General features: G+C 64.5%; 12 protein-coding genes. 11 read left to right on the top strand and 1 reads right to left on the bottom strand.

Going from position 1 to position 16,437, the window contains the following annotated elements; all coding sequences use genetic code 11:
• The first annotated feature begins 10 nt into the window (after positions 1-10).
• The 5 genes from NXY83_RS18140 to NXY83_RS18120 all read left to right on the top strand — a co-directional run bounded on the left by NXY83_RS18140 (position 11) and on the right by NXY83_RS18120 (position 7,797).
• Entirely contained in the window at positions 11-964 is a 954-nt protein-coding gene (locus NXY83_RS18140) for an ABC transporter permease (RefSeq protein WP_309484098.1), read from the top strand.
• Positions 961-3,063, top strand: coding sequence for a dipeptide/oligopeptide/nickel ABC transporter permease/ATP-binding protein (locus NXY83_RS18135; protein WP_258803606.1), 2,103 nt, complete (start codon positions 961-963; stop codon positions 3,061-3,063). The genes NXY83_RS18140 and NXY83_RS18135 overlap by 4 nt, the downstream gene beginning before the upstream one ends.
• Positions 3,060-4,070 carry an ABC transporter ATP-binding protein gene (locus NXY83_RS18130; RefSeq protein WP_258803605.1) on the top strand — a complete coding sequence of 337 codons (1,011 nt, stop codon included), beginning with the start codon at positions 3,060-3,062 and terminating at the stop codon, positions 4,068-4,070. The genes NXY83_RS18135 and NXY83_RS18130 overlap by 4 nt, the downstream gene beginning before the upstream one ends.
• A 72-nt stretch (positions 4,071-4,142) precedes the next feature.
• Positions 4,143-6,428, top strand: a complete 2,286-nt coding sequence (locus NXY83_RS18125; protein ID WP_258803604.1) for a glycoside hydrolase family 78 protein — start codon at positions 4,143-4,145, stop codon at positions 6,426-6,428.
• 532 nt (positions 6,429-6,960) lie between these two features.
• Positions 6,961-7,797: a nucleoside hydrolase gene (locus tag NXY83_RS18120; protein WP_258803603.1), complete on the top strand. Its 837-nt coding sequence runs from the start codon at positions 6,961-6,963 to the stop codon at positions 7,795-7,797.
• Between the two features lie 98 nt (positions 7,798-7,895).
• On the opposite strand, the gene NXY83_RS18115 is transcribed toward NXY83_RS18120, so the two are convergent.
• Complete coding sequence (locus NXY83_RS18115) at positions 7,896-8,726, bottom strand: IclR family transcriptional regulator (protein WP_258803602.1); 831 nt, start codon at positions 8,724-8,726, stop codon at positions 7,896-7,898.
• 177 nt (positions 8,727-8,903) lie between these two features.
• Between NXY83_RS18115 and NXY83_RS18110 the strand changes: the two genes are divergently transcribed.
• From NXY83_RS18110 to NXY83_RS18085, 6 genes are all read left to right on the top strand, one after another.
• Positions 8,904-9,890 carry an alpha/beta hydrolase gene (locus tag NXY83_RS18110; RefSeq protein WP_258803601.1) on the top strand — a complete coding sequence of 329 codons (987 nt, stop codon included), beginning with the start codon at positions 8,904-8,906 and terminating at the stop codon, positions 9,888-9,890.
• The gene (locus NXY83_RS18105; RefSeq protein ID WP_258803600.1) at positions 9,887-10,837 is read left to right on the top strand and encodes an alpha/beta hydrolase; all 951 of its coding nucleotides are present in this window, start codon (positions 9,887-9,889) and stop codon (positions 10,835-10,837) included. The genes NXY83_RS18110 and NXY83_RS18105 overlap by 4 nt, the downstream gene beginning before the upstream one ends.
• Positions 10,838-11,621: 784 nt before the next feature.
• Positions 11,622-12,503 carry an alpha/beta hydrolase gene (locus NXY83_RS18100; RefSeq protein ID WP_258803599.1) on the top strand — a complete coding sequence of 294 codons (882 nt, stop codon included), beginning with the start codon at positions 11,622-11,624 and terminating at the stop codon, positions 12,501-12,503.
• A gap of 54 nt (positions 12,504-12,557) precedes the next feature.
• Positions 12,558-13,415 (top strand): fumarylacetoacetate hydrolase family protein, encoded by an 858-nt coding sequence (locus tag NXY83_RS18095; protein WP_258803598.1) that lies wholly within the window; start codon positions 12,558-12,560, stop codon positions 13,413-13,415.
• Positions 13,415-15,187 carry an FAD-dependent monooxygenase gene (locus tag NXY83_RS18090; RefSeq protein WP_258803597.1) on the top strand — a complete coding sequence of 591 codons (1,773 nt, stop codon included), beginning with the start codon at positions 13,415-13,417 and terminating at the stop codon, positions 15,185-15,187. Before NXY83_RS18095 ends, NXY83_RS18090 begins: the two co-directional genes overlap by 1 nt.
• Positions 15,165-16,403, top strand: a complete 1,239-nt coding sequence (locus NXY83_RS18085; RefSeq protein ID WP_258803596.1) for a DUF3500 domain-containing protein — start codon at positions 15,165-15,167, stop codon at positions 16,401-16,403. The genes NXY83_RS18090 and NXY83_RS18085 overlap by 23 nt, the downstream gene beginning before the upstream one ends.
• Positions 16,404-16,437: the final 34 nt, after the last annotated feature.

Here is a 16,437-nt window from a genome sequence, read left to right as displayed (position 1 = left end):
GGCCTGACCGATGGAGGTCACCATGGCACTATTCATCACCAAGCGCCTGCTGATGGCGCTGGCCACCGTGTTTGTGGTTGCTGTCCTGGCTTTCCTTTTGGTGCACGCAACGCCGGGCAGCCCGGGAGCGGTATCACTTGGATCCGGTGCTACACAGGAAGCAATTGCGGAGGTCAACCAGCGCCTGGGCTGGAATGATCCCCTGCTGGTCCAGTTCTTCAACTGGCTCGGTGCCGCGGTCCAGGGTGACTTCGGGATCTCGCTCATCGACGGACGATCAGTCAGCGGCGACCTCGCGAGCAGGCTTCCGGTCACGGCGTCCCTTGCTGCCGGTGCAACCCTGCTCAGCGCGATCCTGGGCATCGCGATGGGCGTGACCGCGGCTGTCCGTGGCGGCGTTGCCGAGCGGATCATTGGCGGTGTCTGCGGCCTGGGCGTGGCTCTTCCCAACTTCTGGGTGGGCATCATCTTTGTGTACCTGTTTGCGGTGCAAGCCTCCATCTTTCCGGCTACCGGCTACGTCCCGTTTGAGGTTTCCCCCCGGGATTGGGCGCTGTCCTTGGCGCTGCCTGTGCTGACCTTGGCCGTGGGCGGAGCGGCGTTCATTGCCCGCCAAACCAGGGCTTCCATGCTTGAGGCACTGCAGCAGGAACACATCCGGACGCTCCGGGCCACGGCTACCCCCACCTGGAAAATCCTGTACGTTCACGCCCTGCGGTACGCCAGCCTGCCTATTGTGGCAGGGATTGCATTGCAGTTCATCGGTTTGTTCGGCGGTTCCGTCATCGCCGAGCAGCTCTTCGCCATGCCTGGTCTGGGCCAGGCTGTCCAGACCTCCGTCAGCACCCATGATGCCCCGTCCGTTCAGGGGGTGGTGGTGATCGCCACAGTGGTGGTGGTTGCCGTGAACCTGGTGCTTGAACTCGCCACCAAGTTCCTCGATCCGAAGTTGCGTACCTCATGATTCCCAACGTTGCCCCCGCACCGGCCGATTCGTCTGAACCGGCCACCACCGTTCTTCCCAAGACTTCCGGCCGCCGGGCCGTCCAGCGCTTCTCGGCCAACAAGCTCTTCTCCGCACCGGGAAGCATCGCCGGGGTGGTCTGGCTGGCCGCAATTGTGGCCGCTTCCCTGACGGCACCGCTTTGGCTGCCCTACAAAACCCAGGACCAGGACCTCACGGCAGTCCTTTCCGGACCAACCGCCGCCCATTGGCTCGGAACCGACGAGCTGGGACGGGACATCCTGAGCCGCATCTTCAGCGCCGCTGCCGGCACCCTGGGGACGTCCATGATCACGGTCATCGTCGCCATCGGCCTCGGCACTTTGCTGGCCATGCTGGCAGCCGCCGCAGGCGATCGGGTGGAGAACGTCATCAGCCGCGTCACCGAAATTCTGATGTCCCTGCCCGGCACGGTCATCATCCTGGCTGTAATCGGCGTGGTGGGCACCAACATCCCGTTAGTCATGGCCATCCTGGGCATCCTCATCTCGGCCGGTATCTACCGCGTGATGCTGGGCCAGGCAAAATCCCTGCAGTCCCAGCTGTACGTTGACGCCGCCAAGGTGGACGGCGTCAGCACAGTGGGGATCAGCCTTCGTCATGTGCTGCCTGGCCTGACCAACACCATCGTGGTCCAGGCGGCATTGATTTTCGCCGTCGGCATGCTCATCCAGGCCGGTCTGGCCTTTATCGGGTTCGGCCCGCCCATCCCCGAACCCAGCTGGGGCGCCATGATCCAGAGCGCGTCCCAGAACCTTTACAACGCACCCTGGCTTATGGTTCCCACCGGCGCCGTGCTTGCCTTGACGGTTCTGTCTGCCAACGCGATCGGCAACGCCCTCGGGAAGGCACCGAACGCCGCAGCCTCCCACCTGCCTTCGGCAGCCGCCCGGCGCCAACGGACGAAGTCCGTAAAAGCAGCCACGGCACGTGCCGCTGCAGCAGGCCCTGGCAGCGGAAACGATGCCGCTGGGAAGGACACCCTGATGGTCCGCAACCTCTTTGTGGGCGTGGACAATGGTGTCCCCCTGGTTACTGACGTCTCCTTCGATGTGGCGCCGGGCACCGTCTTGGGCCTGGTTGGCGAATCCGGCTGCGGAAAGACCATGACCGCGCTGTCGCTGTTGGGACTGCTGCCGTCCGGCGTGTCAGTGACCGGCGGGCAGATTCTCTGGAACGGCAAAAACATGGCAGCGGTTACCGACAAGGAGGCGGAAGGCGTCCGCGGACGCGGGATCGCCCTCATCTCGCAGGAACCCATGCGTGCACTGGACCCGATGTTCACCGTCGGCTACCAGCTCACCGCCGCCATCCGACGTCTCCGGGCGATGGGCAGGGCCGACGCGAAGGCAGAGGCCCTGAACCTGCTGGAAAAAGTGGGCATCGTTGACGCTGCGCGCATCCTGAAGACCTACCCGCACCAAATCAGCGGCGGTATGGCCCAACGCGTGGCCATCGCCCTGGCACTTTCGGGCCGACCGCGCCTGCTTGTGGCGGACGAGCCCACCACGGCGCTGGATGTCACCGTGCAGGCCGAGATCCTGTCTCTGCTTCGTAGTCTCGTGAAGGACACCGGGATGTCCGTGGTGATAGTCACCCACGACCTTGGCGTAGTGGCCGACCTGTGTGACCAGGTAGCTGTCATGTATGCAGGGGAGGTGGTCGAGAACGGCCGGACAGACAGCATCCTGGACAATCCCCGCCACCCCTATACCCTCGCCCTGCTGGCTGCGGACCCGCATGCCAACCACGCGACGGACATGCCCGAACGGCTGGCCACCATCGAGGGCCAGGTTCCCCAGCCCAAGGACTGGCCCAGCACGTGCCGCTTCGCAGCCCGTTGCCAGTTCGCCGGCTCTGCGTGCCTGGTCCCTATCCCGCTGCTGCCCTCCGGAACCGGCGACGGCCTGGTGCGCTGCGTCAAGGCGGACGAACTCGCCGTCGAAGGCCTGGACTGGGTGGCCACCGACGTACCCGCCCACCAGGTTCTGAAGCTGGTCGACGCAGGAGCACCTCCCGCCGGACCGGAACACCGGACTGCTGAAAAGGATCACTCATGAGCACCGCAACTTCGGTCCGCCCTGAATCGGCACGGCCCGCCGCCGCCCAGCCGCTGCTCGAAGTCAAGGACCTGGTGGTCCGTTACGGACGCGGGCGAATAGCGGCGGCCACTCCGGCTGCTGTTGACGGCGTCAGTTTCAGCATCGCCCCCGGTGAAACCGTGGGCCTGGTAGGGGAGTCCGGCTCCGGCAAATCAACCATCGGCAAGGCGATCTTGGGCCTGCAGAAGGTTACTGCCGGAACCATTACCTACCAGGGCAGGGACATCACGTCCGCCGGCGCTTCCCAGCGCCGGGCTTTGGGCGGGGAACTCCGCGCGGTCTTCCAGGACCCCAACTCCTCGCTGAACCCCCGGAACACGGTGGGCTCCTCGCTTGCGGAACCTCTCCGGCTCCGTGGCGTGAACGCGACCGAGGCGAGGCAGCGTGCCGAGGACATGCTGGAACGCGTGGGGCTGCCCCGCGACGCCGTTGACCGATACCCCAGTCAGTTTTCCGGCGGGCAAAGGCAGCGGATTTCCGTTGCACGGGCGCTCATCTGCGATCCCCAGCTGGTGGTCTGCGATGAAGCTGTCAGCGCGCTGGACCTCTCCACGCAGGCGCAGGTGCTGAACCTTCTGGCCGATCTCCGTGAGGAACGCGGCCTTAGTTATCTGTTCATCGCCCACGACATCGCCGTGGTGCAGTTCCTCGCCCAGCGTGTGGTGGTGCTTTACCGTGGCCAGGTAATGGAAAGCGGCCCTGCCGCCGCCGTCACCGAGAACCCCAGGCACCCGTTCACCCAGGCGCTCGTTGCAGCTTCCCCGGTGCCGCGGCCCGCCGAGCAGGCCGCCCGCCGTGAGGCTCGTGAATCCCTGGGCGTTCGAACAGGTGCCGCTGCTACTCCCGCTCCGGGCGGGTGCCCCTTCCGGCTCCGTTGCCCGCTTGCAACGGAATTGTGCGCTACAGAGCGTCCCGCCCTCCGGCTGGTGGGCGGCTCTGAAGTCGCCTGCCACTACGCATCCTGACCAGTTCCTTTTCGAATTATTGACCTTCCCCGCCGCCGGCACTGCCGGCCCAGCAGATCGGACACCCTTTACATGACGCAGACACCCTGGCTCGCAGTGATGATCACCCCTGAGCAGGACTTCGACGGCGCCCCGCGCCTGCGTCAGGAGTTCCGGGTGGCGGAGGGTCACGGCGCCGTGGCCAAAGCCACCCTGCGGGCAACCGCCTTCGGTGTCTACGAGGCTTTCATCAACGGTGTTCCGGTAGGTGAGGATGTCTTGAGCCCGGGCTGGAGCTCCTACGAATGGCGGCTCCGCTACCGCACCTACGACGTGACCGCCCTGGTTGCCCCGTCCTCTGTGCTGGGCGTGGAACTGGGGAACGGCTGGTACCGGGGCCGGCTCGCCTGGCACGGCAAATCCAACCTCTACGGCAAGGATCTCGGTTTTTTCGGCCAGCTGGACATCGAGTTCGCAGACGGACACGTCCAGTCGGTAGCGTCGGATACCTCCTGGCAGTCTGGCCCGTCCGCCACTACATTCAACGATCTCTATGACGGGCAAACCATCGATGCGCGCCGGAACCAGTCCGGCTGGGCGGAGCCGGGCTTCGATGACGGCACCTGGACGGGCGTGCAGGAATTGGAATTCGACGTCGACCGGCTGGCAGAGCCGGTTAGCCCGCCCGTGGTGCGTACCGCCGTGGTCAAACCGGTGGAAATCACCACCTCGCCCAGCGGCAAGACGCTGGTGGATTTCGGTCAGAACCTGGTGGGCTGGCTTCGATTCACAATTCAGGGGGAGGCGGGTTCCGTTATCACCCTGCGGCACGCCGAGGTGCTGGAGGACGGCGAGCTGGGCACCCGTCCCCTGCGCTCGGCCAAGGCAACAGACACTTTCGTTCTTTCCGGCGGGCAGGACGTCTTCGAACCCACCAAGACCTTCCACGGCTTCCGCTATGCCGAGGTCACCGGCTGGCCGGGAACGCCCACCGCAGAATCGCTTGAGGCCGTAGTGGTGCACTCTGACCTGGAGCGCACCGGCACCTTCGAGTGCTCCAACGAACTGGTCAACCAGCTGCACCGCAACATCGTCTGGGGCCTGCGTGGCAACTTCCTGGACCTGCCCACCGACTGCCCGCAGCGCGACGAGAGGCTCGGGTGGACCGGTGATATTGCGGTCTTCGCTCCCACCGCTGCCTTCCTCTACGACGTCAAAGGCTTCCTGCAGGACTGGCTGCTGGATCTTGCTGTTGAGCAGAAGGCTGCCGACGGCCTGGTGCCCATCACCGTTCCGGATGCGCTGAAGTACTGCTCCCAGCCGGCCGAGTTCCCTTCGCCGGAGTCATCCGCGCTGTGGAGCGAGGCGTCCGTCTGGGTACCGTGGGCGTTGTGGGAAGCCTACGGGGACATCAGCGTGCTGCAGGACCAGTACGAATCCATGACCGCGCACACGCGCCGGGTGGAAACTCTGCTTTCACCCACCGGGCTTTGGGACAGGGGTTTCCAGTTCGGTGACTGGCTGGATCCCGACGCCGCGCCGGACCAGCCGTGGGCCGCCAAGGCAGATACAGGCGTCGTCGCCACCGCCTGCCTGTACCGGACGGCATGCCTCACCGCCCAGGCTGCCCGGCTCCTTGGGAAGACCGACGACGCCGCGTACTTCGAACAGCTGGCAGCCCGGGTCCGGGCGTCCTTCGGGGAGCACTACGTGGCGGCAGATGGAACTATCCACAGCGACTGCACCACGGTGTACGCCCTGGCCCTTGCCTTCGATGTGCTCCAGACCCCCACCTTGCGGAAGTTCGCCGGCGGCCGCCTGGCAGAACTTGTCCGGGACAACAACTATCGGGTCTCCACCGGGTTCGCCGGCACGCCGTTCATCACCCACGCCCTCACCGATACCGGCTACATGGACGAGGCCTACCGCCTGCTCCTCGAGGAAGGCTGCCCGTCCTGGCTCTACCCGGTGACCATGGGAGCCACGACGGTATGGGAACGCTGGGATTCCATGTTGCCCGACGGCACCATCAACCCAGGCGAGATGACCAGCTTCAACCACTACGCCCTGGGCGCCGTAGCCGGATGGCTGCACAAGACCGTCGGTGGCATCAGCCCGGCAGCCCCGGGCTACAGCAAGGTACGGATCGCACCGGTTCCCGGCGGAGACATCGACTGGGCCAGGACTTCACTGAGGACCCCGCACGGAACCGTTCAGGTTGAGTGGCGGCTCGACGACGGCGCCCTCCACCTCGAGGCGACGGTACCCGAGGGGGTGGAGGCCGACGTCGTGCTTCCGGGCGGTGAGCTCCGAACCGTGGGCGGCGGCACGCACCGCTTCAGCTCCGTTCTCCACATTGCTGCTTCGGTAGCGGGCTGAACAACCAGCGCATGTGGTGGAATCAAGGTTCGGCGGCAAAGCACCTAATAAGCCAGTGAGTGCGGCTACCGGCAGCTCACCGGCTGAGCATCAAGACCTTCTTGCCCCGCCGACAAAACACCAGATGGCACTGATGATCTGGATCGCGGTATTTCCTACACTGACCGCGATCAACCTCATCTTTGGAGACTGGCTCGCAACGCTTCACTCAATCCTGCGAACCTTTCTTCGTGGTGACGACAGCTGTGCCAGTCGTCATATACGGCATCATGCCGCAGCTTCATCGGCTGCGCGAGCGTTTACGGTATCCCAAATGAAATAAGCAATCACCCGTGAAGTCAGAGCAAGTCATGCTGATTTCAGTGTTTCGACATAATCAGGCATCGCCTGAAGAAGCGGAGTTATGAATGGCACACATTACAAGTGAGTCAGGTCCAAAAAATGAAACGGGGAAGCCCCCAGTCGATCCTGCACAAAGTCCTCATCCGTCGCTATGCCCCACAGCCCTTACGCGTGACGGGCGGAACGGCGAATGACTATGATTTCGGTCGAGCCGCGTTGTCGCGTCATCCTTGACAATGACTGGGCGGGCGATCCCGACGGCCTTCTCGGGTTGGCGCACCATGCATTATCTCCCGCCAACGAAATCGTCGCCATAACCAGCTCATTGACCAACCCAATGTTCGGCCCTCCGGAGGGCATGGCACGGGTTGGAGCAGACCTCGCTGAGGATCTGCTCCTTGTTCTGAAACGCCCTGAGCTCGCCAGTGTCCGCTCCGGTGCGGACACTCCCTTCAGCGGGAAACCTCGAGAGACGGCTGCTGCACGGGCCATCATTGAAGCCGCCGGGTCAGCCGGAGATGTCCCTCTAATCCTCGTGTGTGCCGGACCCCTTACGAATGTCGCTGACGCACTCCTCCTTCAGCCTGAAATAGCAGGCTCGATCACCCTCGCATGGGTCGGGGGGTCAGCAGCGGGCGAGGATGAGGACGAGTACAACTACTACACTGACCCTGCGGCCGCGCGTTTCGTCCTTGCTAATCAACAACTCCCAGTGTGGCAGTTTCCGTCCGAGACTTACCGGAAGGTCATCATTTCTGTCGGCGAGCTCGATTACTCACTGAGGGATGCAGGGGCTGGCGGTGCTTGGTTGTGGAAGCGGTTCAACAGCCTTGTAGTGCCCGACTTCGTCAAATTTGGCCCCTTATGGTGTCTCGGAGACAGCGCCCCCCTCATTGTGACGGGACTTGAGGACATCACCTGCACATACGATGAAACCAGCGTCTCGCCGTACCGGAGAATTTACACACATGTGGACACCAGGCTGATCGTTTCCGACTTTTTTGCGCGACTGAGGATGCATAGCTAGTTCCACCTTGGGCTACGCCGCACGGCCAGGCAGCAGCCGGCTGCCGTTTCGATGTTCCGCCTCGTGCAACCGGGCAGCACCGTGACCCTTGGTGGCAGCTAGCCTTGGGAATTGACCCGTATGTCCAGGTTGACTTCTGTTTGGTGGCCCAGGTTTCTGGACACGGCGCGGGCTGTGGCCCGAACTGCCGGTGCCAGCACGTTGGGCGGTGTGGAGCCGTCCGGGACCACAATGGACAAGGCCGCCACAACGGCGCCTTGCGCGTCAAAGACCGGGGAAGCTACCGATACGGTCCTTGAGGGGTAGGTGCGGCGGATCATGGCGATTCCAGTGCGGCGGACGTCCGAAAGGGTCCGGCGAAGCTGGCCCGCCGGCATGAATTCCACGCCGATTTCGTTTTCTGGTGGCCCTTGCAGCGTCGCTTCCTGAAACTGCTGGTCCGCGCCGGCCAGCAGGACCAGCCCCACGGCGGTGCTACGCAAAGGTGCCCGGCCGCCCGCCCGGTACGCCGCTTCAATGGCGTCTTTCGAGGACAGCCGCTCAATAAGCACCGCATGCTCGTTGTCCCGGACTGCCAGCAGGACGTGGTGGCGGGTCACCTCAAAAAGGTCTTCAAGATAAGGCAGCGCAATCTCACGCACCCCATGGCCCCGCGGCGACAGGGACGCGACCTCCCACAAGCGGACCCCCACAACGTACCGGCCGTCGTCGAGCCGTTCCAGCGCACCCCAGGCGACCAGCCTGGCGATCAGCCGCAGAGCGGTCGGTGCAGGCATGCCGGCGTGACGGGCCAGTTCTGAGAGCGTCAGGGCCCGACGGCGGTCGGAGAAGACTGCGAGCAGGCTCAGGGCACGGTCAATGACCGGTTCGCCCTGCTTGGGCCGCTTGCCGCGCACGGGAGGAGCATCTGTTTCCATGGGGGCGGTCATAAAAAACTTCCTGGCGTCATAGAGGTGGCTACGCTGAAAAATGAGCCATCCATAATACTATTCCATCTATTGGAAGTGACCTGTGGATGCCAGTCGCCCGGAAGGAAGCTTGAATCTTAGCCGTCGTTGCCGCCACCGGCGGGGGCGTCCCGGAACCTGAGCCACCTAGGAGCACACTTGACAGTGCATGACACCACCGATGTAGTCGATTCCTCCCTGCCGGCTACTGCGGGGCCGGGCTCGGCTGTACCGTCCATTCCGGTCTTTGACGCTCCAGGCGAGCCCCGGCACGTCTCGGACGTCTCGTCGGTGCACCAGGAGATTACGTACGCCAAGGCCATCGGGTTCCGGCCGCTGAAGATGGACGTCTGGTTGCCCCGTCAGTCCTCCGGCCCGGTCCCGCTGGTCCTTTGGGTGCACGGAGGTGCGTTCCAGTTGGGAGACCGGCGTGAGCTGCCGCCAACGTTCGCGTCCGACTCGGTTTTCCGCCTGCTCAATGAGGCAGGAATCGCGTGTGCCACCGTGGATTACCGGCATTCCCTGGAAGCGCCCTTCCCTGCGCAATTGCATGACCTTAAAGCCGCCGTCCGGTACCTTCGTGAGTTCGCCGCGGTATTGAACATCGACCCGGACCGCTTCGGAGCGTGGGGTGAATCCGCCGGCGGGCACCTCGTCGCGATGCTGGGGCTGACTGGAAACCGGGAAGACCTCCATGGTGGTTTGGGGGCGCAGGGGCATCCAAGTGCCATCAGCGCCGTCGTCGACTTTTATGGTGTTTCCTCCCTTTGCGACGTCCCACCCATGGAAACCCCTGCAGGACTGTTTTCTGCTGCCCTGACTGCCGCTGTTCCGTCGGGAATGTCCCTGCAACCCAATCGCATGCTGGTCGGTGGTTCGGACGACCCCGCGTTGCTGGCCGCTGCCAGCCCGGTCAGCTATGTGGACGCGGGGGCGCCGCCGTTCCTGCTGGTTCATGGTGATCGTGACGGCTTGGTGCCGCATTCCCAAACGGACCTTCTTGCTGCTGCGCTGGCAGGGGCCGGTGTGGAGCATGAGGTGCTGACCGTCAAGGGCGGCGACCACTGCTTCTTCGGCGCCGAGGACCAGATGGACACCATCATTGCAAGGGCCGTTTCCTACTTTTCCGAGAAATTGAAGCGATGACGCCCCGTCGTACGGAGCGTACCGTTCCCGCAACGGACGCCGGAGTGGCACCGGATGCCGGTTTTGCCGAATACCTGGCCTCTCCTGCAGGTCCGCAGACCCTGAACCCCAATGCTGTCCGTTCTCCGGGGCCAGATGTAACCATCCGCACCGTCTCGGCCGACGGACGCCACGGTCCGGTTCCGATCCGGATCTATGGCGAGGGGAGTCCGCCGGGCAGCCCGGGGCTGGTCTGGCTGCATGGCGGCAGCTTCGTTAGCGGTGGCCTTGACATGCCCGAGTCGGACTACCTGGCACGGGTATTGGCGGAGAATGGGACTCCGGTGCTTTCCGTGGATTACCGATTGGCCCGCGACGGCGTCAGCTTTCCCGTTCCTCACGACGACGCGCTCACCGGATGGTTCTGGGCGCGGAAGAACGCGGAGTCGCTGGGCCTGGATCCGGAGCTTCTGTGCCTGGGCGGTGCCGGTGCTGGCGGAAACCTCGCGGTGGGCGCAGCCCTGTACCTCCTGGACGCCGGGCATCCGCTGCCGGCAAAGCTCCTGCTGGCCTACCCTTTCCTCCATGCCGAATTGCCCGCTCCGGCTAAGGGACTTGATGAGGAAGTGATGGCGAAACTGCCGCGCAGTCTGCGGTTTACGCTGGAGGACTGCGTCCGTTCCGCCGAGAACTACGTGGGCGGCCCCGTGAGCATGGCGTCGTCCTACGCGATGCCAGGTTACGCGGACCCTACCGGCCTTCCGCCCACCGCACTGCTTGCGTGTGAGTACGACGACGTTCGCGGATCAACCGAACTTTTTGCCTCGTCTTTGGAACGCGCCGGTGTGCCCGTTACCTACTTCCTCGCCGAAGGCGGGGTGCACGGCCACCTGAACCACACGGCTGGTCTTCCCGAGGGAAAGCCGGCCCTGGATTTCCTGGCAGGGGAGTTGCGGGCAGCTCGGTAACCGGTTCACCACGCTTGGAGTGCGCCGGTTACGGTGCACTGCAACCCGAAACAGCCCAGCTGGTCTTAAACAGGACTTTCACATCCCAGGCGGACAGCTCGGGTATTTCCCCATGCTGTACTCCTTTCCCGAGATGGCGCCGCGGGGGAGGTTATATAACGACTTGGCGTCCAAGACCAGTTGTGCACAAAGCGCAGGCGGCGGCCGTCCCTGGCCGCGGCTCCGGTCACAGTCTGTGAGTGGCCGCCAAGTGCCGTTGCCCTGCGCTGCCTATGGCAACATGTCCGGGGCCAGACTTTGTTGGCAACTGCCCGTGCCGGTCGAATCTGCCACGGAAGACAGTCAGCGGTTGCCGTGGGGCCAGCAACGCCGGGGCTGTCGGTCTGCGTTGGCAGGAGCGCTTCCGCTGAAACGGCGGAGCTTCCTTAGCCAGCGGAATTCCGAAGATTCAAAGGTGCACCTTGCCCGCGGGTTGAGAAGTTCGTGGGTAGCTTCCTCAAGAGTCATCGAACCGGGAGGCCTCTTACATTGCAATTCCAGCCGTGAAAAGTCGATACCTTGATAAAGAGGTGCCGAATCACAAGAGAGGTGGCGCTTGCCTCCTCTTCACCCATCCAACTGATGAAAGTTCAAGCCGGTCTGCCGATCGCAGCACGGTCCCAAGGCTCCTTCAAAACCTTTCATTCAGTGAAACCCGCGGCGCACTCCCTTCCTGTCATGCCCCAAAGTTGAGTCACGACGTGGTCCACAACACAGGACCGCGCATGACAGAAACGCGGTACACATGGAGTCGACGACGACGGCAGGGCGGGTCCGGAAAGGGATTGAGTTCGCCCGTCCTGAAGGTCCCAGGCCGTTACTGCTGGATCTTTATGCCCCTCAACAGACGCCCGCCGGCACCGGCTTTCCTGCTGTAGTGCACTTCCACGGTGGCGGATGGCGGACGGGGGAGCGCTCTTCGCTGGGACCAACGGTCGATGCCACCGGCCTTAGCCCCATTGAGCAGTTGGTGGACGCAGGTTTTGTCGTCGCCTCTGCCGACTACCGCCTCAGCACCGAGGCCACATTTCCGGCTCAGTTGCTGGACGCGAAAGCTGCCATCCGATGGCTTCGTTCCCACGCGGCAGAGTACGGCGTGGACCCGGACCGGATCTATGCCTGGGGTGATTCCGCCGGCGGCCACCTCGCCAGCCTGACGGGCCTCACGGCCGGATCTGAAGACTTCCAAGACCCGGCGGACAAGACGGACGACGCCGTTGCTGCGGTCGCTGCCTGGTACTCGCCATCAGACCTCGTGAGGATGGGTGCACAGGCCCGTCCTGACGCCGTCGCAACGGCTGACGATCCCGGCTCGCGTGAGGCGCTGCTAATCGGGGCGCAACCTGCTGATTCCCCGGACAAGGCCGCAGCGGCCAGCCCTCTCACTTATGTGGGCGGACACGCCCCGCCCTTTTTCCTGGTCCATGGCTCCCATGACCGCTTCGTGCCGGTGACCCAATCGGTCTCCCTCGCCGAAGCACTGGAAGGCGCCGGCGCGGACGTCGAGCTTCTCCTTATTGAGGATTCGGACCACATGTGGCTGCTGCCGGACAACAGCCCTGCCGCCGCACAGCAGGCCACCAGCGCCACCATCGATTTTTTCCGCCGCCAGGCGCAGAAACCCTGACTTTGAACATCGCACCGCACGGATTGTGCGCGGGCAAGAACTGAAAGGCCCCTCATGCAGTTTGTCGGCATCTACCACCATGGCGAATCCTGGGTCGCAGCCCTGGTGGACGCGCACCTCTTTCCACTGGCACCCGTACCTCAGTTTTGGGCCGATCCCGCCGACTGGCAGGACAAGGCCGTGACGTTGACCGCCGACGCCAATGAAGGGTTGGTGCGGGGCAGCGTCACCGAAGTACCGCTCGTACCTGCCTCGGCCAGGGTCATCTGCGTGGGGCTGAACTACAAGGCGCATGCTGCGGAAGGCAGCTACAAAGACCAGGATCTGCCGCCGTACCCCACTCTTTTTGGACGGTGGACTGCATCCCTGTCCGTGGGTAATGTCCCGGTTCCCGTGCCCGCTGGCGAAGCAGGTCTGGACTGGGAAGGTGAAGTCGCAGCCTACATCGGCCGGCGCGTGGAGTCCGCGGACGAGTCCGAGGCTGAAGAGGCGGTCTTCGGCTACTCCACCTTCAACGACATCACCTCCCGTACGGCACAGAAGCTCACCTCGCAATGGACTCTGGGTAAGAACGGCGACTTCAGCGGCCCAGCGGGGCCCCTGTTCAGCCGCGACGAGGTGGGCGACCTCCGCGACGGCCTCCAGGTACGCACCCGCGTGAACGGCATCGAGGCCCAGAACGGCAACACCCGGGACATGATTTTCTCGGTTCCGGCCATCATTTCCCTGATCAGCCAGACGTTCACGCTTCATCCCGGGGACCTCATTGCCACTGGAACCCCTGAAGGCGTCGGTTACGCGCGGACTCCGCAGTGGCTGCTTCAGCCGGGGGACACCGTCGAGGTGGAGATCGAAAACCTGGGCACCTTGACCACGCCGGTTGGCGACGCGACTCTCCGGAGCCGTGCCTGATGATCACCGGACATCTTCCACCGGGGCATGGGATCCCGGAAGAGGTGCAGGTCCTGATTGCGGGCGGCGGCCCCAGCGGGCTGTTCCTGGCGCTGGACCTGGCTGCCCGCGGCATCGCCAGCACGGTCATCGAGCCGCGAAACGCTGTAGACCACACCCGCCCCCGGGCCAAGACCACCAACGCGCGGACCATGACGCACTTACTGCGTCTGGGCCTGGCGGATGCGCTGCGTTCCGCCTCACCCCTTCCGGTCGACTACGCTCAGGACGTTATCTTCTGCACCGGGCTCACCGGCCCGGCAGCTCATGAATTGCGCCGGTTCCCGAACGCGTTCCAACTGGTTCCCGGCCGTTATGACCCCCAACCCGAATGCGGGCAGCAGGTTCCGCAGCCGGTATTGGAAGAGGTGCTCCGCGCCGCTGCGGTGGATCATCCGCAGATCACTTTCATCACGGGCTGGACAGTCCATGAGGTTCGCGGCGTGCACGATGCCGGCGTTGTGCAGTTGCCGCACGCCGTCGACGTGTCCAACGCTTCAGGCGACAACCGCACCATTAAGGCTGACTACGTGATCGGGGCCGACGGCGGGTCATCCGCCGTACGCCGCAGCCTCGGCATGCGGCTGGAAGGGGGATCCGCTGCGCTGTCCAACATCAGTATCCTTTTCCGGTCCACCAAACTCGCCTCCGCGGTGACCCTCGATCCTGCCGTCCAGTACTGGGTAGTGGGGACGGACGTGTCAGGAATGGTGGGCCCCATGGACACGGGGGACATGTGGTGGGCCATCATCCAAGGCGTCGATCCTGACAAAGCCGTCAGTACGGGGGAGGCCGAGTCCATGGTGCGTTCGCTGGTGGGTGCGGATGTGGATCTCGAAGTTCTGGCAACGGACCCCTGGACCGCGCGCATGCTGCTGGCTCCCGAATACAGCCGCGGCAACATCTTCCTGGTGGGCGACGCTGCCCATCTCAACCCGCCATGGGGCGGCCACGGCTTCAACACCTGCATCGGCGACGCCGCCAACCTGGCATGGAAACTCGCTGCCGTCATCAAGGGATGGGGCGGGCCCTCGCTTCTGGCCAGCTACGGGGACGAGCGCAGACCGGTGGCCGCCCGCACCATCCGGGACGCTGCGGCCAACGGCAAGGCCCTGGCCTACCATTTCGCCGACCCGGAACTCACTTCCGAAGGCGCCGCAGGTGAAGCGGCCCGGCAGGCGGCACACCAGGCGCTCGCCGTGAAGCAAAGCGAGTTCGATTCCCTGGGCCTGGTTCTCGGTTATGCCTACGCTGATTCGTCCGTGGTGGTGCCCGACGGCTCGCCCGTTCCCGCCGAGGACCCCATCCGCTATATTCCCAGCGCAAGCCCGGGCGCCCTGTTGCCCCACGTGTGGCTGGAGGACGCCACCTCGGTCTATGGCCGGCTGGGCCAGGGCTTCACCCTGCTGGTAGATGCCGGCGCGCTGGGCCGGGTGCCGGAAGCCGAGGGTTTTGCAGCGGTGCTGGAGACCGGTGTCCGGGAGGGCATCCCGGTGACCGCTGCCGCTGTCGGACCTGCAGACGACGGCACCCCGCTGTCCGAAGTGTGGGGAGCGGAAGCTGTGTTGGTCCGCCCGGACCAGCATGTGGCCTGGCGCGGCAGCTCCGCCGGTGCTGCCGCCGCAGCACTGTCCATCGCCGCCGGATGGCCGGCATCCCAACAGCCGCCATCCCAGGATCCGGCATCCCAAGACCAGTTCAGGAGCACCCGTGTCGACGCTGTCATTCCGTGACTTCCTTTTTGCCCCGGACCACCCGCGGGTGGCGGAAATCCGCGGCCTGAATGCCCGTGAATACGCTGAAGCGGCGAAAACCGATTCCTTCGCGGGGCCCATGATCGAGGGCTGGACAAAGCTGTATCCGCAGGCTTTCACCGGCATCACCAGCGACGGTGTCCGCCGCGAGGGCCTGTATCCGCTCACCGCCGCACGTCCCGGTGAGGAGGCGCCGACCGCGGAAATGGTGGCGGCAGCGGGCAAGCTCCTCGGTGCGGTTACCGCCGAGCAGAAGCGCAGGCTTTGCTACGCCGTGGATGCGCCGGAGTGGCAGAGCTGGGCCAACCCCGAGTTCATGCAGCACGACACCGGGCTCCGGCTGGATGAACTGGATCCGCCGGTCCGCGACGCCGCTCTCGCATTGGTGGAGGCGGGCCTGAGCGCCGAGGGCTACGAACTGGTGCGAAATCTGATGCGGATCAACGGCTTCCTGGGAGATCTGGTGGAGCTGCCGCTGCTGATGAACGAGTTCAGCTACAACGTGGCCCTTTATGGCGAGCCGTCCGGGACGGAGCCGTGGGGGTGGCAGATCTTTGGCCACCACGCCGCGCTGAACTGCCTGGTGGCCGGGACGCAGCTGGTGATCTCGCCCGTGTTCATGGGTGCCGAACCGGACATGATCGACGACGGCCCGCACAAGGGCGTCAAGGTGTTCAAGGAGCGCATTGGGCTGGCCCGGCAGCTGATGGCTGCGCTCCCGGAGGACCTTCGGGCGCAGGCTACGGTATACCGGGAGATGGTGGACCCGGCCATGCCGGAGGGCCGGATCCACCCGGGCGACGAACGCCACCTCGGGGGCTGCTTCCAGGACAACCGCGTGATCCCGTACGAGGGCATCCGGGTAGCTGACATGCCGGCAGAAGCCCGCACCGTGCTGGACGCCGTGGTGGACGACTTTATTGCCTACCTCCCGGACGGCCCAAGGGCTGCCCGCCGCCGGGAGATCCAGGAGCACTACCCCGCGACCTTCTTCAGCTGGATAGGCGGCTGGAAAGGTGAAGAGGCGTTCTACTTCCGGCTGCAGAGCCCCGTGGTGGTACTTGAACTCGACCATCACACCGGCGTGTTCCTCAGCAACAACGAACCCGCACCCTTCCACATGCACACCGTGGTCCGCACCCCCAACGGCAACGACTACGGCCGCGAACTTGTGAAGCAGGCCTGGAACAGCTGATCCCGTAGCGACAAGAAAGCCCGGACTTTTGAAA

Source organism: Pseudarthrobacter sp. NS4, from assembly GCF_024758005.1.
Taxonomy (GTDB): domain Bacteria; phylum Actinomycetota; class Actinomycetes; order Actinomycetales; family Micrococcaceae; genus Arthrobacter.
The sequence above is the reverse complement of the archived record's forward strand: the minus strand, read 5'-3'. Positions and strand labels throughout refer to the sequence as shown.